The 20,660-nt window shown below is 67.8% G+C and carries 16 protein-coding genes and 1 tRNA gene; 2 read left to right on the top strand and 15 right to left on the bottom strand.

Features of this window, described 5'->3' with window-relative positions; genetic code table 11:
- Positions 1-41: 41 nt before the first annotated feature.
- The 3 genes from E8D38_RS20795 to E8D38_RS20785 all read right to left on the bottom strand — a co-directional run bounded on the left by E8D38_RS20795 (position 42) and on the right by E8D38_RS20785 (position 3,618).
- Positions 42-2,324 (bottom strand): winged helix-turn-helix domain-containing protein, encoded by a 2,283-nt coding sequence (locus tag E8D38_RS20795; protein ID WP_140635145.1) that lies wholly within the window; start codon positions 2,322-2,324, stop codon positions 42-44.
- 323 nt (positions 2,325-2,647) lie between these two features.
- Positions 2,648-2,723 (bottom strand) — tRNA-Ala (locus tag E8D38_RS20790).
- Positions 2,724-2,745: 22 nt separating this feature from the next.
- The gene (locus tag E8D38_RS20785) at positions 2,746-3,618 is read right to left on the bottom strand and encodes an NAD(P)-dependent oxidoreductase (RefSeq protein ID WP_246099588.1); all 873 of its coding nucleotides are present in this window, start codon (positions 3,616-3,618) and stop codon (positions 2,746-2,748) included.
- A gap of 82 nt (positions 3,619-3,700) precedes the next feature.
- Between E8D38_RS20785 and E8D38_RS20780 the strand changes: the two genes are divergently transcribed.
- Positions 3,701-4,552 carry an alpha/beta hydrolase gene (locus tag E8D38_RS20780; RefSeq protein WP_425462802.1) on the top strand — a complete coding sequence of 284 codons (852 nt, stop codon included), beginning with the start codon at positions 3,701-3,703 and terminating at the stop codon, positions 4,550-4,552.
- Between the two features lie 10 nt (positions 4,553-4,562).
- Here the strand turns inward: E8D38_RS20780 and rsxB are convergent, their stop codons facing one another.
- The 3 genes from rsxB to E8D38_RS20765 all read right to left on the bottom strand — a co-directional run bounded on the left by rsxB (position 4,563) and on the right by E8D38_RS20765 (position 7,850).
- Positions 4,563-5,213, bottom strand: a complete 651-nt coding sequence (rsxB, locus tag E8D38_RS20775; protein WP_425462801.1) for an electron transport complex subunit RsxB — start codon at positions 5,211-5,213, stop codon at positions 4,563-4,565.
- Between the two features lie 26 nt (positions 5,214-5,239).
- A complete protein-coding gene (locus E8D38_RS20770) occupies positions 5,240-6,484 on the bottom strand; it encodes a polyhydroxyalkanoate depolymerase (RefSeq protein ID WP_140635138.1) in 1,245 nt (414 codons plus the stop codon).
- Between the two features lie 166 nt (positions 6,485-6,650).
- Positions 6,651-7,850: an amino acid aminotransferase gene (locus E8D38_RS20765; RefSeq protein ID WP_140635136.1), complete on the bottom strand. Its 1,200-nt coding sequence runs from the start codon at positions 7,848-7,850 to the stop codon at positions 6,651-6,653.
- A 132-nt stretch (positions 7,851-7,982) separates the two neighbouring features.
- Here E8D38_RS20765 and uvrB point away from each other — a divergent pair, with 132 nt between their 5' ends.
- A complete protein-coding gene (gene uvrB, locus E8D38_RS20760; RefSeq protein ID WP_140635134.1) occupies positions 7,983-10,085 on the top strand; it encodes an excinuclease ABC subunit UvrB in 2,103 nt (700 codons plus the stop codon).
- A 45-nt stretch (positions 10,086-10,130) separates the two neighbouring features.
- Here the strand turns inward: uvrB and E8D38_RS20755 are convergent, their stop codons facing one another.
- From E8D38_RS20755 to E8D38_RS20715, 9 genes are read right to left on the bottom strand one after another with little or no spacing between them, the layout of a single operon-like run.
- Positions 10,131-11,651, bottom strand: a complete 1,521-nt coding sequence (locus tag E8D38_RS20755) for an AgmX/PglI C-terminal domain-containing protein (RefSeq protein ID WP_140635132.1) — start codon at positions 11,649-11,651, stop codon at positions 10,131-10,133.
- A 22-nt stretch (positions 11,652-11,673) separates the two neighbouring features.
- Positions 11,674-12,159, bottom strand: a complete 486-nt coding sequence (locus tag E8D38_RS20750) for an ExbD/TolR family protein (protein ID WP_181179313.1) — start codon at positions 12,157-12,159, stop codon at positions 11,674-11,676.
- 37 nt (positions 12,160-12,196) lie between these two features.
- Positions 12,197-12,685 carry a biopolymer transporter ExbD gene (locus tag E8D38_RS20745; protein WP_140635126.1) on the bottom strand — a complete coding sequence of 163 codons (489 nt, stop codon included), beginning with the start codon at positions 12,683-12,685 and terminating at the stop codon, positions 12,197-12,199.
- Complete coding sequence (locus tag E8D38_RS20740) at positions 12,663-13,346, bottom strand: MotA/TolQ/ExbB proton channel family protein (protein WP_140635124.1); 684 nt, start codon at positions 13,344-13,346, stop codon at positions 12,663-12,665. The genes E8D38_RS20745 and E8D38_RS20740 overlap by 23 nt, the downstream gene beginning before the upstream one ends.
- A 22-nt stretch (positions 13,347-13,368) precedes the next feature.
- Positions 13,369-13,677 (bottom strand): hypothetical protein, encoded by a 309-nt coding sequence (locus tag E8D38_RS20735; RefSeq protein WP_140635122.1) that lies wholly within the window; start codon positions 13,675-13,677, stop codon positions 13,369-13,371.
- Entirely contained in the window at positions 13,674-14,312 is a 639-nt protein-coding gene (locus E8D38_RS20730) for a tetratricopeptide repeat protein (RefSeq protein WP_140635120.1), read from the bottom strand. Before E8D38_RS20730 ends, E8D38_RS20735 begins: the two co-directional genes overlap by 4 nt.
- Entirely contained in the window at positions 14,309-17,614 is a 3,306-nt protein-coding gene (locus E8D38_RS20725; RefSeq protein ID WP_140635116.1) for a tetratricopeptide repeat protein, read from the bottom strand. Before E8D38_RS20725 ends, E8D38_RS20730 begins: the two co-directional genes overlap by 4 nt.
- On the bottom strand, positions 17,611-19,497 hold the full coding sequence (locus E8D38_RS20720; protein WP_140635114.1) for a tetratricopeptide repeat protein: 1,887 nt from the start codon (positions 19,495-19,497) through the stop codon (positions 17,611-17,613). The genes E8D38_RS20725 and E8D38_RS20720 overlap by 4 nt, the downstream gene beginning before the upstream one ends.
- 6 nt (positions 19,498-19,503) lie before the next feature.
- On the bottom strand, positions 19,504-20,025 hold the full coding sequence (locus E8D38_RS20715) for a hypothetical protein (protein ID WP_219851816.1): 522 nt from the start codon (positions 20,023-20,025) through the stop codon (positions 19,504-19,506).
- Between the last annotated feature and the right edge of the window lie 635 nt (positions 20,026-20,660).

Genomic DNA, 20,660 nt, shown 5'->3' with positions numbered 1-20,660 from the left:
CCTGCGCATCGGCAGCCTGAGCCCCAGGCCCCGGTTTGCCGCTACATCTGCGTCGCCAGCCACGGCGACACCGGCAGCTCGCCATGCGACCGGTCGCCGGCCGCGGCTGCCGCATAGATGCGGTGCAGCTCGCGCCAGCACTCGGGCACCTCGCCATGCACGGCCTGCTGGTAGCGCTCCTGCGCCACGCGCGCCGCCTCGTACTGGCCACTGGCGAACTTCAGCCGCGCGTCGATCACCATGCCCACCGGATGCTCGTGCAGCCAGGCCCCCTGGCCTCGCAGCATCTTGCGTGCGCCAGCCACGTCGCCGCGCTCGAGCAGCAGCCAGGCCGAGTCGAGGCAGGCATAGGCCTGCCACATGCCCGGCTGCCCGCCCAAGGCGATGCCCTGCAGCTCGGCGCAGGCACGCGCATGGTCTCCCAGCGCGTGGTACTTCAAGGCCCTGCAATGGCGCAGTGCCGTCAGCAGCTCGAGGTCGTCTTTCGCTTCCGGCAGCTGGCGCGCAGCCTGGCAGGCCGCTGTCGCCTCCTCGTACCGGCCGGTGCGCACCAGGGCGCGGATGAGCCAGGGGGCTGCCTCGTGCGCCTGCAGCCAGATGCCCAGCTCGCGGCTTTGCGCAATGGCTGTCTGGAAGCAGGGCACCGCCTCGTCGAGGCGGCCTTCCGCCACAGCGAGGTGGCCCGCAGCCATCCAGCGGTAGGGTTGCGCGGCAGCCGGCAGCACCGCGTCGAGTTCGGCCACCGCGCCGGCGACTCGCGCCACCTCGCGCGGCAGCCGCAGCTCTCGGTAGATGAGGCACAGGGTGTCACCGGCCGAAGCCGTGCGGAAGCGTTCGGCCAGCGAGTGCGACATCACGAAGGACTGCTCGGCATGCCGCGCGGCGTCGTGCAGCAGCCCGAGCCCGAGGCTGGCATGCGCGAGGTTCACCGCGGTAAGCGCGAAGTAGCTGTTGAGCCGATGCTCCTCGCACAGGCGCACCGACTCGCGACCCAGCTGCACCGCGCGCATCAGTTCGCCGCTCTTGGCCGCCAGCAGGGCCGAGTTCAGCATCCAGCCGAGCCGATGCACCTGATTGCCGGTGATGTGGCACAGCTCGCGTGCGCGGTCGAGCTGCTGCGCCGCGGTGTCGAAGTCGAGCCGGCTGATGGCGATGGACGAGCGGGTCAGCACCGCAGTCACGGCGCAGTCGTGCAGGTCGCAGCGCAGCGCCGCTCCCAGCGCCTGCTCGAGGTGGTGCTGCGCCTGCGGATAGTCGCGCTTGTGGTGGTGCGTGAGGCCGAGCGCCAGATGTACGCGCGCCAGCGAGGCTGAGTCGTCGATCACGGCCGGCTCCTGCAGCAGCTGCTGGCCCTGCACCAGCGCGTCTTCCGCGCCCAGCGCGGCAAGGGCACTCAGCTGCTCCAGCCGTACCGGCAGGTTCTCGGGCTCGATGTCGAGCACGAGCTGCAGCAGCCCGGTGGCGATGAGCCACTTCTGCTCGCCGGCTGCCTGGAAGGCCTGCAGCAGCGCACGGTAGGCCAGCGGGTCGTTGGACTTCAGCGCGATGTCCAGCGAGCGCATGCGGTCGGGGAACAGTGCGGCGTCGACGTCGCGTGCGATCTGCTGGCCCAGCGGCACGAGGTCGGGGCCGCTGCGCGACAGTCGCCTGAGCGGCGTGGGTCCGACCGTGCAGTCGATGCGGAAGCCGTCGGGATCGCTGGCCACTTCTGCATGCAGCACGTGGCGCACGCCGAGCAGACGCACGATGTCGTCCATGCGGCGTTCGGTCGACGAGCGCGGGAAGGGCAGGGTGCCGAGTGCGGCCAGCAGTGAGGCGGCGGGCGTGATGGACAGGCGATCGTCGGAAGCCAGGTCCTTGGCCACCATGGACATCAGCCCGAGGCCGATCCAGTCGAGCGCCGGCTGCCCGGTGAGGTTGTCGAAGGGCAGCAGCGCAATGCCGACCCGCCGCTCGCGCGGCGTGGTGACGGCGGGGGCGGCTTCACGCGCGACCGCGAGTTCAGCGCTGTTCGACAGCGTGCCCACGAACCGGTAGCCGGTGCGGTGCACGGTCTTGATGAGCGTAGGCTGGCTGCCGTTGTCGCCAATGGCGCTGCGCGCCTTCATGACCGCCCGCGCGATGACACCCGGCGTCACCGGCTCGTGCTTCCACACCACGTCGAGCAGCTCGTCCTTCGACACCACGCGGTCGTGGTGCCGAATCAGGTAGGTGAGCAGCTCGAAGGGCTTGGGCTCGATCTCCTGCGCGCGGCCGCGAAGCAGGACCTCGCGGCGCAGCGGCAGCACGCGGCACTCGGCGAATTCGAAAACGGGCTCGGTCATGCCCGTACCAGGGTCGGTCCGGAGTCCTGTGTCCTCATCAGGATGGGGAGACGGCACCCGCAGGCACCTTTCAATACTCGGTAGGTGAAGTCGCGGTCATGCTACTGGGGTGCCATTTGCAAAGCATGATGAAACCATGACGGCTGCCGTTTGTGCCGAAAGTTGCGGCGCTGGAGCGACGCTTCGCCCGCCGCGGCCCATGCGGTGCGGGGTTTCGTGCGATCTGATGCGCCCCGGCGCTTGCGTGCTGCCGGCCTGGAGGAGGAGGCGCAAAGAAAAAGGCCTTGCCGCAACTGTGTTTGACGGCAAGGCCTTCGGCTGTGTGGTGGAGACGAGGAGGATCGAACTCCCGACCTTCGCATTGCGAACGCGACGCTCTCCCAGCTGAGCTACGTCCCCGAAAGGCTGAAATTCTAGCCTATCAATCCAGGCCGTTGCGGCGCGCCAGTTCGGCAAACAGCGCCGAGTGGTCCAGCTGGCCCAGGCCGTGGTCGATCGCCTCGCTGTACAGCCGTGCGAACAGCTCGGTCACCGGCGCCTCGAAGCCCAGTTCCTCTGCGGTGTCGAGCGCATTGCGCAGGTCCTTCAGCTGCACCGTCATCGCGCCGCGCTTGGCGAAGTCGCGCTCGACCATGCGCTGGCCGTGCACCTCGAGGATGCGGCTTTCGGCAAAGCCGCCGCGGATGGCGTTGCGCACCTGGGCCATGTCGGCACCGCCGCGCGCGGCCAGCAGCAGCGCCTCGGCCACCGCGCCGATGGTGATGCCCACGATCATCTGGTTGGCCAGCTTGGCCAGCTGGCCGGCGCCGTGCGGGCCCACGTGCGTGGCGCGGCCGAACGCGGCGAACACCGGGGCGGCCCGGGCGAAGTCGGCCGCGTCGCCGCCGGCCATGATGGCCAGCGTGCCGGCCTCGGCCCCCACCGTGCCGCCGGAGACCGGGGCGTCGAGATGGGCCACGCCCCGGGCCTGCAGCGCCTGCGCATGCTCGCGCGCCTCGCGCGGCTTGATGGAGCTCATGTCGACGACCAGCGCGCCGCGTGGCAGCGCAGAAGCGGTGCCCAGGCCGAACAGCACCTCATGCACCACGCCGCCGTGCTCGAGCAGCGTGACCACCGCGTCGGCCTGCGCCACCGCGGCGGGCGCACTGTCGGCCACGCGGGCGCCATGCGATGCCAGCGCCTCGGCCTTCGCCCGCGTGCGGTTCCACACCGTCACGTCGAATCCGGCTTGACACAGCCGCCGGGCCATCGGCGCGCCCATGAGGCCGGTGCCGAGCAGGGTGATCTTCTTCATGGTGGGACTCATCCGGTGGTGCCAAGCGAGCGGGCAGTGTAGAAGCGCGCTTGGCCGACCCTGAAGCAAAGGAATCATGTCCATGCCGCAAGCATTCGACCCCGCCTGGCTCGACGGGCAGTACAACAACCGCGCGCGCATCCCGGAGCACCCGCAGATCTTCGCGCGCTGGGCTGCCGACTCGGCCCGTGCGCGGCAATCGCACGCCTGCCGGCTCGATCTGCCCTACGGCGATGCGCCCGCCGAGACGCTGGATCTGTTCCTGCCGCCGCGGCCGGATGCGCCGGTGTTGGTGTTCATCCACGGCGGCTGGTGGCGCAGTCTCGACAAGGCCGACCACTCCTTCATCGCGCCGGCCTTCGTGGACGCCGGCGCGATGGTGGTGGTGCCCAACTACGCGCTGGCGCCGGCGGCGAGCATCGAGCAGATCACGCTGCAGATGGTGCGTCTGCTGGCCTGGACCTGGCGCCATGCCGAAGCGCATGGCGGCGACCCGCGGCGCATCGTGGTGGCGGGGCATTCGGCCGGCGGTCACCTGGCCGCGATGATGCTCTGCTGCCTGTGGCCGGCGGTGGCGGGCGACCTGCCCGCCAGGCTGGTGCGCTGCGCGATGTCGATCTCGGGGGTGTTCGACCTGGAGCCGATCCGCCACACCCCGTTCCTGCAGGGCGACCTGCGGCTCACGCCCGAGGCTGTGAGCCGTTTGAGTCCGGTCAACCTGCCGGCACCCGGCGGGGTTCTCCATGCCTGCGTGGGCGCCGACGAAAGCGAGGAGTTCCTGCGACAGAACCGCCTGATCCGCGATGCCTGGGGTGAGTCGGTGGTGCCGGTGTGCGAGGCGGTGGCCGGGCGGCACCACCTCGACGTGCTGGACGAACTGGCCAAGCCGCAGGGGCGGCTGTTCGGGCTGGCGCAGCAGCTGCTGGCGCGCTGAGGGGGATGTCTCAGCCTTCGCCGCGGCGCTGCCGTGCGCGGGCCAGCGCAGCCTCGATCACCGCACGCTTGCGGTCGATCTGCTCCGGGTCGGTGAGGCGCGTGTGCTCTTCCAGATGGGCCAGCTTCAGCTCGGCCTTGGCGGCCAGCCGGTCTTCGTTCTCGCGCCGGGCGCGCTCGACGCGCATGCGATGGAAGGCATGGCGCTCGCGGGCTTCGTTGGCCTGCGGCTGCGACCAGGCCTGCCAGCCGCTGGCGCCGGGTGTCACGTTCTCGAGCGAGATGCAGTCGACCGGGCACACCGGGATGCACAGTTCGCAGCCGGTGCACAGCGGCTCGATCACCGTGTGCATCTGCTTGGGCGCGCCGACGATGCAATCGACCGGGCAGGCCTTGATGCACAGGGTGCAGCCGATGCACCAGTCTTCGTCGATGACGGCCAGCATGCGCGGGCCTTCGTGGCCGTTGGCCGGGTTGAGGGGCTTGGCGGGGCGGCCGGTCAGCTGCGCCAGCCTTGCCACGCCTTCGGCGCCTCCGGGCGGGCACTGGTTGATGTCCGCATCACCGGCCGCCACCGCTTCGGCATAGCTGCGGCAGTCCGGGTAGCCGCAGCGGGTGCATTGCGTCTGCGGCAGCAGCGCGTCGATCTGCTCGGCAGTCACGTGAGGCAGCGAAGGCAGGGGGCAGCCTACTTGTCGTACTGCGTGATGAAGCTGCGGATCTCGGGATAGGCCTTCTCGCGCCAGCGGCGGCCCGAGAAGATGCCGTAGTGGCCGGCGCCCTCGAGCGTGTAGTGGCGCTGCTTGCTCTTCGGCACGCCGGTGCACAGGTCGTGCGCGGCCTCGGTCTGGCCGGCGCCGGAGATGTCGTCGAGCTCGCCCTCGACGGTGAGCACGGCGGTGGTCTTGATGTCCTGCGGGCGCACCGGCTGGCCCTTCACCTTCCAGGTGCCGTTGACCAGGGCGAATTCCTGGAACACGGTGTGGATGGTGTCGAGGTAGTACTCGGCCGGCATGTCGAGCACGGCGTTGTACTCGTCGTAGAACTGGCGGTGGGCCTCGGCGCTGTCGTCGTCGCCGCGCACCAGGTCGAGGAAGTAGTCGTAGTGCGAGCTCAGGTGGCGGTCAGGGTTCATCGCAACGAAACCGCTGTGCTGCAGGAAGCCCGGGTACACCCGGCGGCCGGCGCCCGGGTAGTTGGGCGGCACGCGGTAGATCACGTTGTTCTCGAACCACTCGTAGCTCTTGTTCATCGCCAGGTTGTTCACCGCGGTGGGCGACTTGCGGGCGTCGATCGGGCCGCCCATCATGGTCATCGTCCGCGGCGTCTTTTCGCCGGCCGATGCCATGAGCGACACCGCGGCCAGCACCGGCACGGTGGGCTGGCACACCGAGATGACGTGCACGTCGTCGGCGCCGATGTGGCGGATGAACTCCTGCACGTAGTGGACATAGTCGTCCAGGTGGAAGGGGCCGGCTTCGACCGGCACCATGCGCGCATCGATCCAGTCGGTGATGTAGACCTTGTGGTCCTGCAGCATCGTGCGCACCGTGTCGCGCAGCAGGGTGGCATGGTGGCCCGACAGCGGCGCCACGATCAGCACCGTGGGCTGCGCACGCATCTTGGTCAGCAGCTTGGCGTCGTCGGTGAAGCGCTTGAAGCGCAGCAGCCGGCAGAACGGCTTCTCCAGCGCCAGCTGCTCCTGCACCACCACCTCGGTGCTGCCCACGTGGGCCGAAGTGATGCCGAAGGCCGGCTTTTCGTATTCCTTCGTGAGCCGGTGCATCAAGTCGAAACCGGCGGCGACACGCTGGGCGCCGGGAGCCTGGGCAAAGGGAGACAGCGGGTGGCTGTACAGCTTGGACGACGCGCTTGCGAACTCGGCAAACGGGCTCAACCAGGCGCGTTGGGTTTCGTACAGCTGATACAGCATCGTGAGCTCCGGGGGGTTGGATGCGCAACCGAGGTGGTGCGCCGCAACATTCTATGAAGGCCGCCGCCGGTCCGCACGTCTGGCTAACCGGGAAAACACGTACCAAACCAGTCCAAATCAAAGAAAAAGGGCCCCAGAGGGCCCTTTTTCGCAGGCAGCGCGTCGTTCAGACGACCGCGGCGATGGCCTTGACCACCGCGTCGATGTTCTTGTCGTTGAGGGCCGCGACGCAGATGCGACCCGAATCGACGCCGTAGATCCCGAACTCGCTGCGCAGGCGCTGCATCTGCTCCTTGGTGAGGCCGGAGTAGCTGAACATGCCCTTCTGCGAGGTGATGAAGGAGAAGTCCTGCTTGAGCCCGGCGGCCGAGAGCTTCTCGACCAGGGCGGTGCGCATGGCCTTGATGCGCACCCGCATGCCGGCGAGCTCCTCTTCCCATTGCTTGCGCAGCGCGGGCGTGGTGAGCACGGTGGCCACCACCTGGGCGCCGTGGGTGGGCGGGTTCGAGTAGTTGGTGCGGATCACGATCTTCAGCTGGCTCAGCACGCGAGCCGCTTCTTCCTTGCTTTCGCACACGACGCTGAGCGCACCCACGCGTTCGCCATAGAGCGAGAAGCTCTTCGAGAACGAGGTGGAGACGAAGAAGTCGATGCCGGCGGCCAGGAACTGGCCGATCACCGCACCGTCCTCGGCGATGCCGTCGCCGAAGCCCTGGTAGGCCATGTCGAGGAAGGCCACCAGGCCTTGCGCCTTCACCGTGTCGACGACCTGTGCCCATTGCTCGGAGGTGATGTCATAGCCGGTCGGGTTGTGGCAGCAGGCATGCAGCACGACCACCGTGCCGGCCGCGGCCGCCTTCAGCGCGCCCAGCATGCCGTCGAAGTTCACGCCCTTCCTGGCCGCGTCGTAGTACGGGTAGGACTCGACCACGAAGCCGGCACTGGTGAACAGCGCACGGTGGTTCTCCCAGCTCGGGTCGCTGATCAGCACCTTGGCATCCGGGTTGACCTTCTTCAGGAAGTCGGCGCCGACCTTCAGGCCGCCGGTGCCGCCCAGGCCCTGCACCGTGGCCACGCGGCCGCCGGTCACCACCTCGCTGCTGTCGCCGAACACCAGGCCCTGGACCGCCTTGTCATAGGCGGCGATGCCGTCGATGGGCAGGTAGCCGCGCGCCTTGGGCGCCTCGGCCATCTGCTTTTCGGCCGCCTCCACGCACTTGAGCAGCGGCAGCTTGCCGTTTTCGTCGTAGTAGACACCCACGCCGAGGTTCACCTTGTTCGGGTTCGGGTCGGCATTGAATTGCTCGTTCAGGCCCAGGATGGGGTCACGGGGCGCCATCTCGACGGCGGCAAACAGCGAAGCCATGGAAGGTCAGTCCTTGTCAGTGGTCAGGGGAAGGGGAATCGGCTAGTCTCGTCGGCCGCCCTGCCGATCCGCGTGATCCGCGCGTGTCCAGGCAGCTTTGTGGCGAGCGGAACTGCCTCAATTTTAAGCCCCATGCCCGACCTCACCGAAGTCAACGCTCCCGACGCCGGCGCCGCCAAGCCGGGCCAATTCGTCAGCTACCCGGATTCGCCCTTCCAGCTGTTTCAGCCCTACCCGCCGGCCGGCGACCAGCCCACCGCCATTGCGCAGCTGGTCGAGGGCGTGCGCGACGGCGAAGTGTTCCAGACGCTGCTGGGCGTCACCGGCTCGGGCAAGACCTACACGATGGCGAACGTGATCGCGCAGCTGGGCCGCCCGGCCATCGTGTTCGCGCCCAACAAGACGCTTGCCGCGCAGCTGTACAGCGAGTTCCGGGAGTTCTTTCCGAAGAACGCGGTCGAGTACTTCGTCAGCTACTACGACTACTACCAGCCCGAGGCCTACGTCCCGCAGCGCGACCTGTTCATCGAGAAGGACAGCTCCATCAACGAGCACATCGAGCAGATGCGGCTGTCGGCCACCAAGAGCATCCTGGAGCGGCGCGACACGGTGATCGTGGCCACGGTGAGCGCGATCTACGGCATCGGCAAGCCTGAGGACTACACCCAGATGCGCATGATCGTGCGCACCGGCGACAAGGTGGGCCAGCGCGACATCATTGCGCAGCTCATCACCATGCAGTACACGCGCAACGAGATGGACTTCTCGCGCGGCACCTTCCGCGTGCGCGGCGACACCATCGACGTGTTCCCCGCCGAACACTCCGAACTCGCCATCCGCATCGAGCTGTTCGACGACGAGATCGAGTCGCTCTCGCTGCTGGACCCGCTGACCGGCCGCATCCGCCAGAAGGTGCCGCGCTTCGTGGTCTACCCGTCGAGCCACTACGTCACGCCGCGCGAGCAGGTGCTGCGTGCCATCGGCACCATCAAGGAAGAGCTGCGCTGGCGCCTCGACGAGCTGGTGAAGGCCGGCAAGCTGGTGGAGGCGCAGCGCCTGGAGCAGCGCACCCGCTTCGACCTCGAGATGCTGCAGGAGGTGGGCCACTGCAAGGGCATCGAGAACTACACCCGCCACCTGTCGGGCGCCATGCCGGGCGACCCGCCGCCCACGCTGGTCGACTACCTGCCGAAGGATTCGCTCATGTTCCTGGACGAGAGCCATGTGCTCATCGGCCAGCTGGGCGGCATGTTCAACGGCGACCGGGCGCGCAAGACCACGCTGGTCGAATACGGCTTCCGGCTGCCGTCGGCGCTGGACAACCGGCCGCTCAAGTTCGAGGAGTTCGAGACCAAGATGCGGCAGGTGGTGTTCGTGTCGGCCACGCCGGCCGCCTACGAGCAGGAACACGCCGGGCAGGTGGTCGAGCAGCTGGTGCGGCCCACCGGCCTCATCGATCCGGTGGTGACGGTGCGGCCGGCCACCCACCAGGTCGATGACGTGCTGCAGGAGATCCACGACCGTGTGGCCAAGAACGAGCGGGTGCTCATCACCACGCTGACCAAGCGCATGGCCGAGCAGCTCACCGACTACCTGGCCGACAACGGCGTGAAGGTCCGGTACCTGCACTCCGACGTGGACACCGTCGAGCGGGTGGAGATCATCCGCGACCTGCGGCTGGGCACCTTCGACGTGCTGGTGGGCATCAACCTGCTGCGCGAGGGCCTCGACATCCCCGAGGTGTCGCTGGTGGCCATCCTCGATGCCGACAAGGAAGGCTTCCTGCGGGCCGAGCGCTCGCTCATCCAGACCATCGGCCGGGCGGCCCGCAACGTGAACGGCCAGGCGATCCTGTATGCCGACCGGATCACCGACTCGATGCGCCGAGCCATCGACGAGACCGAGCGCCGCCGCGCCAAGCAGGTCGCCCACAACGAGGCGCACGGCATCACGCCGCGCAGCGTGCAGAAGCAGGTCAAGGAGATGATCGACGGCGTCTATTCGGCCCAGGCCAAGGACGACCAGAAGGCCCAGCAGGCCGCCGAGATCGAGGCGCTTTCGGAGAAGGACCTCGGCAAGCGGATCAAGCAGCTCGAGAAGCAGATGCTCGAGCACGCCCGCAACCTCGAATTCGAGAAGGCGGCCCGCATCCGCGATCAGCTGGCCCAGCTGAAGGACCAGGCCTTCGGTGCCCACGGCAGCGACAACGTCGTGCCGTTCACCGGCCAGAAGTGAGCCGGGGCGGCGGCCGCCGGGAGGCAGGCCGCCGCGGCCGGCGCATCACGCCGCCGGCAGGAAGTCGATCGGGTAGGTGATCGTGATCGGCGGCACGCCCTGCTTGGCGCCGAAGTTGAACTTCAGCACCCGCTCGACGACTTCGGCCGACAAGGTGGGCGAGGCGAGGTCGGTCGACTTCACGGCACAGGCCGACACCTGGCCGTCGGGCTCGATGGTGAGGCGCAGCACCATCTTGCCCTTGAGGCTCGGGTCGTTGCGCAGCTCGCGGTTGTAGATGCGGTACAGCGCCGCCTTGTAGCGGTCGAACACGATCTGGATCTCCTCGTCGGTGCGCGAAGGCGCAGCGCCCTGGCTGAGCGGCCGGGCATCCGCCATCGCTGTGCCGGTGGTGCTTTGCACCTTGGCCACCTTGACGCCGCCGCCGCCCCCGCCGGCGTTGCTGCTGCCGCCGCCCCCGAGGCCGCTGCCCCCGAAGCCGTTGCCGCCGCCTCCGCCGCCGGTGCCGGTGCCGGCACCGCCCGCGCCGCCGCCGCCGTTGCCGTTGCGGCTGATGGCGGCCACGTTGATGCCGCCGCTGCCGGCGCCCACCTGCGACACGATGAGCGAGCGGGTCGTGGCCGTTCCGGGTGCGATCTGGCCGGTGGTCGACACCACGCCCTCGGCTCCCACCTTCACCGGCCCCGAGCTGTCGATCAGCCCGGCGAATTCGTTCTGGTGCGCGAGCACGCCCTTGGTCTGGGCCGACGCGCGCGCCACCTGCTGCGCATCGGGCGTGCCGGTCGGGTTGTCGGTCAGCGGGCCGGGCGGGCGTGCGTCGTTTTCGGCCGCCTGCGCCTGCCGGGCGGCCTGCGGGCTCGCTGACCTGGGCGCCGGCGTGCGGTCGCCGGCCTTGTAGTCCTGCGGCTTGCGCTCCTGCTTCTTCGGCTCTTCCTTCTTCTTGACGATGAGCTCGGCCACATGGTCGGGGATGAACTGATCCTGCCGCTTCTCATGTGCCGGCTTGAACAGGAACACCACCGAACCCACCGACAGCGAGACCAGCAGGCTCGCCAGGAACACCTTGCGATAGCGCCGGTCGTCCTCGCCGTTGCGGGACCACGGCATCACCAGCGGCCGGTACGGGATCTCGGACGGGTCGCGGAAGACATGGAATTCTTGGCGCTGGGCCTCGGCCTCTTCCTCCAGCTCGACCAGCTCGGTGTTGAGGCGGCGCAGTGTGCCGGTCTCGACGTCGATCTCGTGCTGGACCTGCTCGCGGCGCAGCTGGACGTCGGCGACCTTGTCCTCGAAGGCGGCCACCTGTTCGCGCGCCTTCTGCAGCTGCCGGTCCGGCGAATAGCTGGTGATGTCGCGATGCCAGAACAGGTCGGCAGCCCCGGCGGCGTCGAGCTCGCCCAGCGAGTCGAGGATGGTGCCGAGCAGGTGGAACTTGCGTCGTTCGCCCGCGCAGGTCTCGAGCTCGGCATCGAGCTCGGCGCGGCGCTGCTCGAGCACATCGAGGATGCGGCTGACCTTCGCGATGCCGAGCGTCTGCTCTTGCAGGGACAGGGTTGTTGTAGTCACGGCGGGAGATCCCCGTTGGTCTTTACATCTGGTTCACGGCGAAGGAGATCTTTCCGAAGCCGGCATTGCTGCTGGACAGCATGACCTTCTTGAGCACCTTGAAAGGGACGAACTGGTCGGCCACGATCGTGACTTCGGTATGCATGCCGTTCTGGTCGGCGCGCTGCTCGGCCTCGGCCTTGATGCGCTCGATGGCCTGGCGGATCGGCGCGATCTCGAGCTCGTCGCTGGCCACCACCTCGGCCATCGACACCACGCTCTGGCCCTGCACCCGCACGTCGCGGTCGGACAGCACGACCACCACCGACTGCCGCGGCGCGGTGTCCACACCCGAGATCGGCAGGATCACGTTCTCCGGCGGGTCGAGTTCGACGCCGGTGCCCTGGTTGACCAGCAGGTAGAGCACCAGCACGATGAAGATGTCCATCAGGGACGTCAGCATCATGCCGGCCGAGTCGCCCTTGTTTTCCTTGTGCGCCTTGCGGCGTTTGCCCAAGACGATGCTCATGCCTGCACCCCGCTCGGATTGGCTGTCACTTGGTACCTCATGGCGCATCCCCCACCGTCACGTTGGGAAACAGCGTGATGCGAAGCCGCTGCGAGCCTTCGCGCGGTCCGCGGATCTCGACGAACTTGAGCGCGTCCATCACGGCGATCATGGCGGCGTAGCCGATGTCGGGTTCCACCAGCAGGATCGCATCGCGCTTGCCGGGGTACTGGTCCTTCAGCAGCTTGAGCTTCTGCGACAGGCCGGCCGTGTCGTAGCGGTCACCCAGCTTCGGCAGGCGGTCGGTCACCTCCTTGCCGTTGCCGATCTCCAGGCCGTCCTTGCGCACCATGACCTCGATCACCACCGGGGCCAGCTCCTTGCCGGCCTCGGCAGGGCCGCTGCCTTGCGGCGGCATGTTGAGTTCCTGGATGGTGACCTTCGAGAAGACCGCCGACAGCAGCAGGAAGGAGACCAGCACGACCAGGATGTTCAGCAGGGTCGTGAGCTCCAGCTCCTCCGACTCATGACGCTTTCTTTTCAGCATAGTCGTGCAGGTGCGAGATGCGGGCGGTCGCGCCGGCGCGAACGATCATGTTGATCGTCTTGAGGGCGGCGATCTCCAGGCCGGCCACGATGTGGCTGGCCTTGGTGTTGAGCAGCAGGCTGAAGGTGAGCATCGGCATCGCGATCAGCAACCCGGTGGCCGTGCAGCTCATGGCTTCGGAGATCGACATCGACAGCAGGGCCGACTTCTCCGACGGCGCCGCGGTGGCCACCGCAGCGAACGCGCCGATCAGGCCCACGATGGTGCCGAACAGGCCGAGCAGCGTGGCCAGGTTGGCGAACAGCGACAGGTAGGAGATGCGCTTCTCGAACTGCGGTGCGATCGACTGCAGCACTTCCTCCATCGCCAGCTCGATGTCGTTGCGACGGCGCACCACGCCTTCGTTCTCGAGGCCGGCGTTGAGCAGCGTGGCGACGGCCGACTTGTCCTCGCGGGTGATCTCGCGGGCCTTGTCGAACTGGCCTTCATGCAGCAGCGGCTGGATCTGTTCCCAGGTGCGGCGGTTGGCGCGGGTGGCGCGGGTGAGCACGAAATAGCGCTCGGCGACGACGCCCAGGCCGATGAAGCCCACCACGATGATGGGGATCACCCAGATGCCGCCCGCGGCAATGAACCTGATGGCTCCCGAAAGGTACTCCATTGTCAAACTCCTTCGACTGACATTAGTTGCGTTGGCTTAGCTTGTAGAACTCGAGTCCGCGTAGAAACGATGGCTTGTCGATGGGGGCGATCTCCTGGCTCAGCAGACTCGACCTGAAGTCGGTGTCCCTTCCGATTTCCGAGCTCTTCCACGGGATGATGGTCAGCGACTTGGGCGTTTCGCTGTTGCCGACGATGGACATGCCGGAGACCTCCTTGGCCTCGGACTCGGCGGCCTTGACGGCGGGCTTGTCGGCCTTGGGCCTGTCCTGTGCCATGGCTGCGCCGGCGCACAGCAGCAGGCTCGCGATGCAGAGGACCTTCGCCGTCATTGCGGGCCTTTCGCGCCGTTGCGCTTTTGCAGGTCGGCGATCCAGATCTGCACGGTCTTGTCGTTCGGTGCGCTCTCGGCATAGCGCTGGTAGTGGTCGATCGCGCATGCGTAGTCCTTCAGGTACAGGTCGCACAGGACACCCAGGTTCTTGTGGGCCATCGCGAAGTGCGGGTGCTTCGCCAGCGTCTGCTCGTAAGCGGTGCGCGCTTCGGAGAAGCGCCCCGCCTTGCGGTACAGCAGCGCGAGCTCGTTTCCTGCGACAGGGTTGCCGGGTTCGATGGCCAACGCCTTCCTGAGCTGGGCCTCGGCCAGCTCGGGCTTGTCCTGCTGCTTGTGGACGAGCGCGAGGTTGATCGGCGGAATGGGGTTGTCGGGCAGGGCGGCGGCCAGCCTGGCGAAGGCCTCCGCGGCGCGGTCGTACTGCGCGGCCTTCACCAGGGCCATGGCCGCGTCGAGGTCGGCCTGCTGTTGCGGCGTGACCGGCGCGGCCGCTGCCGGGCCTTGCGCCGACGCGGCAGGCGAGGGTGCTCTGGGGGCCTGCGGCGCGGTGGTACAGCCCTGCAAGGCAAGCGCGAGGGCCAGCAGCAGGACAGGAGGTGCCATGCCGGTGCGTGAGTTGGCAGCGGGGGTCATTTCTTGCGGGCTCCCTTGCGGGCGGGGGCCGGGGTCGCCTTCGAGGCGACAGGAGCGGGAGGCGGCGCGCTCTGCTCGTTCTTCGCAGCCGTGCCGTCGCGCGCTTCAGGCGGTGACTGTTCGGCTGCCTGCACGGGCGCCACCGGTTCCTGCACGGCAGGCGCCGGCGCTGCGGCCACCACCACCGGCACGCGCTTTTCGGTGAGGCGGTCGAAGGCGGCCTGGCGGTTGAATGTCTCGACCCAGCCGCTGCTTTCCTCGAACTTCGCAAAACGCGCCGGTAGCAGCTTGGCGAGCTTGGTGAAGCTCCTGTCGACCCACTTGTTGTAGACGCCCAGCTTCACCAGGTCGGTGTTCTTCTGGTGCACCTCGATGGCCTTTTCCTCGAACGGGTAGGCCTGCTCCTCGAGGGCCAGCTCGTACTGCTCCTTCTCGGCCGCGCTCAGGTTGCGCGGCCGCTGCGACTCCACCAGCGAGCGGTTGAAGTCGTAGTACATCTCGGCCAGGTAATAGCTGGCCGCTGCGGTGGTCTCGCCGATCTCGTAGCGCAGGATGGCCTCGAAGCCGTCCTTCACCTGCTTGAGCGCGGTCTTCTTGCGGGCGAGGTTCTTGTCGAAGGGTTCCACCAGGCGGATCTGCGCATAGTCTTCGAACACCGGCTCGGTGAGCACCAGCAGCGATGAGGCCGCGAGGTAGCGGGTGCGGTCGGTGCGGTCCTTGCCGCCGGCCGCATCGGCACTGACGATGGCCTTGAGTTCGGCGTGATGGGCCGCGGTGTCGTTGCGCGACTTCAGCAGGCCCGCCACCTTGAAGCGCGTCTCCACCGCGACGTCCAGCGGCTTGGGGAAGTTCGCGATGTAGCGGCGATAGGCCGCCACCGCCTTGTCGGCTTCGCCGGCCTGCACGTACAGGTCGCCGGCCAGCTGCAGGGCGGCGCTGCGCACTTCGGGGTCCTTCGACTCCGACTCGGCGCGTTCGTACTCGGCGGCCGCCAGCGCGAGCCTGCCGGCTTCGCGGTAGACGTGCGCCACCTTCTTGGTCACCTCGGGCTGCAGCTTGTGGCCCGGGTGGTTGCTGCGGAAGGCGGTGAGCGCCTGGGCCGCGCCGTCCCAGTCCTTGAGCTGGATGAGCGCCGCGGCGCCGTCGTAGTCGGCGTTGGGGCGGATGCTCGAGGTCGGGGCGGCCTGGGCCACCCGCAGGAAGTGCTGCGCAGCGGTCTTGTGGTCGCCCTGCCGGCCGGCTTCCTCGCCCTGCTTGTAGATGGCGGCCGCCAGGTTCTCGATGAGGTTGGTGCGCGCCTTGTCGCCCTCGGCCACCAGCGGCAGCGACTGCACGTAGGCTTCCTCGGCATCCTTGTAGCGGGCGAGCTCGAACGACGAGTGCGCCAGCGTGATCCAGGCCGTGCGGCGCAACGGCTGCTCGGCATTCGGGAACATGGCGATGAACTTGCGGCTGTTCGAGGCCGCCTGGGCGTAGTCCTTCGCCTCGAAGATGTCGTCGATCGCCGCGCTCATCACCGGCGCCGCCTTCTCATGCCGCGGGAAGGTCTCGGCAAACTTGAGCGAGCTGCGGATCGTCTCCTGCACGGCGCGAGGCTTCTGCTCGGCCGCCACCGCGGCCAGGCCCTTGCGGTGCGAATACACCGCGGCGTAGCCGGCCTCGGCGGACTTCTCGTGCGCCGGGTAGTCGTACGCCGTGCGCTCGAACTCGACCGCCGCCTCGGCGAACGAGGCGTTCTCCAGCAGCAGCTCGGCCAGCTGGTGGTTCACCGCCGGGGACTCGGCTTCCTTCGGGAAGGAGGCGAGGTAGTCGCGGTACCAGCGCATCGCCTCGCGGAAGTTCTCGGGCTTGTCCTTCTCGAACTTCTTTTCCTGGTACAGCGCGTGGTAGTGGTTGGCCAGCTCCTTGAGGCTGGCCTTCACATAACCCACCACTTCGGGCGAGTCCTTGATGTCGAAGTGGTGCCAGTAGGGCGACTTCAGCCCGTAGGCGACGACGAATTCCTTGTTGGCATCAATCACCAGCTTGGGGAAGCCGCCGCGCTTGTAGATGTCGATGACGCGGGTGTCGTAGTGCGGCGCGACCTTGTGGAAGGGTTCGCGCTTCACGAAGGCCTTGTAGGTGACGGCTGCGTCGTTGTAGCGCAGCTTGTCGAGGTAGTACTCGGCCAGGTTGCCGTAGACGTTGACCTCGTAGCTGCGCTTGCCCAGCTTGTCGAAATAGGCGTTGACGGCTTCCGAGCCGCCCTGGTTCGAGAACGCGAGGCTGATGACGCGGTAGGTGTCGTCCACCCGCTGTGCCTCGAGCGCGTCCTTGGGCTTGTCGAAGTCGTAGCCGGTCCTGATCTTGTGATCGAGCAGGGCGGTGAAGCGCTGCAGCGCTTCGTCGTACATGTCCTGCTTGTAGAAGGTCCAGCCCAGCTTGTAGAGCGACAGCTCGTAGAACTGCGAGGCGGCGCCCTTGTCCGCGATCGAGAGATAGGCCTTCTCGGCAGTGAGCCACTTCCTGCGGGTGAACCAGTACTCGCCGATGCGGAACTGCACCTCGTCGACGTAGCGCGACTTGGGGTACTCCTTGACGATGCGGTTCATCACGCCCATCGCCTGGTCGGTCATGCCGAGCTCGTCATATGCGCGCGAGAGCTGGTAGAGCACCTGGTCGTTGCGCTCGTAGTGCGGGTGCCGGGCAAGCAGCTTCTGGTAGAGCGCGATCGCCTCGCCGGCTTCGCCCTGCAGCTCGACCGGCGTGCCGTCGGGCGACCCGACGGGGGCCGGGCTCGCGGCCTTGATCGCGTCGGCCTGCGTCGCACGAGCTTCGAAGTCGCGGCTCGATTCCCTGGTGGTCGCAGCTGCGGTCTTGCTCTTCGCTGCGGGCTTCGTGGCGGCAGTCTTTCGGCCTACCGGCCGCGGCGCCAGCGCCGCGGCCTTCGGCTGCACCGCCGCGGCGGCGGCAACCGCCACCGGGGTGGGCGCCGGCGCGGGCGCGGCATCGGCGGCCTCGCGGCGCGCGGCCTTCTCCTGGTTGCGCTTGACGCCCTCCAGCGTGCCGTATTCCTTCTGGATCTTGAGGTCAGCCAGGCGGCGCAGCGCCTCGGGCGTCATGCCGCCTTCCGGGGTGCGTTCCAGGAACTCGCGGTAGCTGTGGATGGCCAGGTCGGTGCTGCCGTCGATCTTGACGTCGGTGAGGTCGGGGCTGCTGCGGCGCAGCTCACCGATGGAGCCGGTGGTGTCGCCGTTGTGCGAGGCGCACGAGGCGAGGGCCACCAGGCAGGGCAGGGACAGGCGGCGCAGGCGGCGGCTCATTTCGCGTCGCCCTCCTGGCTCTTGTTGGCGCGGTCGTAGCTCTCGGCAAGCGCGAAGCGGGCCTGCACCTGGTATTCCTCCAGGCGGGCGCGGCGCTGCTCGAACTCCTGCACCGCCATCGCCTCGAGGATGCTGCCCTGCCGTGCCATCAGGGTGGACACGCGGGTGCGCGCCTCCTGCACCCGACGGCGCAGCGACGCCAGCGGCTTGTCATAGCCCTTGTAGGCCTGTGTCGCCGCCTGGCGCTCGCGCACGAAGGAGCGATGCACGGTGTCGAGGGCCGCCACCTCGGCGTCGAGCGCATGCAGGTTCTTGTAGGCCTGGGTGAGGCGCTCGTTGTAGGTGGTGTGGATGTTCCAGTGCAGCAGGCCCTGCAGCCGCTCGATGCGACGTCGTGTCTGTTCCCCTGCCTCGCTGGTGTCGCGGCCGGCCTTTTCGGCGAGCTGCGCCAGCTGCTCGCGCGCGAGGCGTTCATCGGCGGTCTGCAGGAAGTCGGGGCGCGGCGCCACCAGCAGCTTCTGCAGGCGCTCGTGCAGGGTCTGGCGCTGCTCGAGGCGCAGGCGCATCTGCGAATCGAGCGCCTGGAAGCGCCGGTCCAGGGGCGGCAGCGCTTCGTCGTAGTAGCGCTTGCGCACTTCGATGATCTCCCCGAAGGCGTCGAGCGAGTCGCCCCAGGCGGCCAGCCTGCGGCGGATCTCCTCCAGGTCGAAGTAGTTCTGCAGCGACTCCTGAAAGTCGTTGGAGGCCATCAGCTCGGTGAGGTAGTAGGTCTCGGGCGACTCGGGCAGCTCGCGCAGCCGCACGACCCAGTTGCTGTCGAGCCGGCCTTCGTTGCGCACCAGGGCCTTCAGGAACTTGCCGTCGCGCACGCTCTTGAGCGAGGCATCGAGCTTGGCGAGCTCGCCGCCGAAGCTCTGCAAGGCGGCGGCATACAGCTGCGCTGCCCGGCCGTGCAGCTTGAGCTTGTTGTAGGCATAGGGCGCGCCGAGCATGCCTTCCTGCACGGCCTTGTCGGTGCTGTTGCGCTTGACGAGCAGCGACCAGGGCACGAGTGCCTGCTCGAACCGGTCCTCGGCGGCGTCGGCCCAGCCGGAGCTCAGCAGCGCCTTGCTGGAGTAGGGGCCGCTCACTCGCACGCGGTCGAGGTACTGCTTGGCTTCGGCCGGCCGATCGGCGGAGATGAGATGGTTGCCCAGCAGCAGGTTGGCCTTGTCGCGGATGGCGAGCGTGGCCTCGTCGTCGGTGGCCAGCTGGCCGGCCTTGCCGAGCTCGGTCAGGCCTTCGGCTTCCTGGCCGCTCTGGATCAAGCCGATGCCCAGGTTGTAGCTCGCGTATCCCTCGTAGCCCTTTCGGGCCTTCAGCTCGCGGAAGAGCCGGATGGCTTCCGGGAAGCGGCCGACGTGCAGGTAGACCTGCCCGCGCAGCAGCTGCTCTTCGTCCTTGATCCTTTCGGGGATGCGGCCCTTGATCCGCTCGATGGCCGCGAGGGCCGAGGTGGCATCGCCCTTCTGCATGAAGATGCGCGCCAGCCGCCAGGCCGCCTCGTTGCGGATGGGTTCTTCGACGGCGCCTTCGAGCACCGCCTTGACGGCGCGGCCGGCCTGCTGGTGCATGCGGTACGAGAGCTCGAAATCACCGACCGAGAAGTTCGCCTGGTTCACCCGGTAGTGCAGCGGGTCGAGCTTCGGCTCATCGATGCGGTGGTACTGCCAGAGCTCGGTGTCGAGCCGGCTGATGGCGTCGAGGTAGTGGCCCTGCGCCGCATGGAAGTAGGCCTCTCCCAGGTAGAGGTCCCTGGCGCGGGCCGGCTGCGCCGGTGGCGCCGGCAGCACCAGCGGACTGGCCAGCACCAGCGCCGCGAGGCATAGGGTTCGACGCAGCACGGCCGGCTATTCCTTGAACTGGATGGCCTTGGCCGAGGCTTCGGAGCGGTCGACCACGATCTCGAGCAGCTTGGGCTCCACCGCCTTCTTGAAGCGGTAGGTCGCGACCTGCTGGAAGTCGGTATCGCCGTGCTTGCCGATCACCGCCACCTCCAGCGAATGCTCGCCGGTGCGCACGTTGCCGGTGTGCAGGCGCTGGATGCCGCCGCCCTGCAGGGCCTCGAGCTCCTTGAAGGTGTAGATGTGGTGTGCGGCGTCCTGCCCGTCGATCTTGAGCCGCACGGCGTCGAGGCGCAGCTTGCCGGCGCCCTTGAGGCTCACGAACAGCGACACCTGCGAGTTCGACGGGTAGAGCAGCTTTTCCTCGAGCAGCTGCAGTTCCGACGAGATGGCCAGCACGTCCTTCTTGATGTCCTGCACCTGCTCGTCGAGGCCCTTGAGCTGTTCCCTCGATGCGGGCTGCGCCATGGCCACGCAGGACAGCACGCCGGCGGCGGCAGCCACGAAGAGTTTGTGAAACCTGTCCATATGGGCCATCAAGGGGTTTTCCCGGAAAACGGCCGGAGCCGAATCTAATTCGACTGCCGGATTTCTTGCCAGCGGCAGCCTCATCGGAAATGGCCGCCTTGAATATCTGGCGGGATGCTGCCACAGCTGATTTCGCAGGGATTCAGGGTCTCGTTGTGGGGCGCCAACGAACCGTCACAGACTTGTAAGTGCGGGTGTGTGCATGTTGCAAACTACCGTGAAAAAAATCACGAACGGTGGTCAGCCGGGAGGCGGCGGATCCGCCCCGGTGCGATCCAGCCCGGATTGGGCTGCAACTGGTCCTTCTGATGGGAAAAGTTCCCATATGGAGCGGGACTTTTTGACGAAAAACAGAGCGTCAAAACCCCGGTGCCCCTCGCCCTCTCGGTTGTGAAGTTCTGCACGCTGCAGTGATAGCGCTTACTGACAACGGCGCGTTTTGGCCGCGTCGGCCAGGTTTTTCAACTCGTTGCAAGTCCCCAGGCGGGGGTCCGGCACCGTAGCGGCACCGGCGCAAGACGGGGCAGGAGGCTGCCGTCGGAGCAGGCGCCGCGTCCGGTGGCTTGGCCGCCGCCGGACACAGGTTCAACGTTGGGAACGGGGCTTATGGATTCATTGCAAGCGCATTTGTCGCC

Source organism: Methylibium rhizosphaerae, from assembly GCF_006386545.1.
Classification (GTDB): Bacteria; Pseudomonadota; Gammaproteobacteria; order Burkholderiales; family Burkholderiaceae_C; genus Pseudorivibacter; species Pseudorivibacter rhizosphaerae.
Note: the sequence above shows the minus strand (reverse complement) of the source record. Positions and strands in the feature narration are given on the sequence as shown.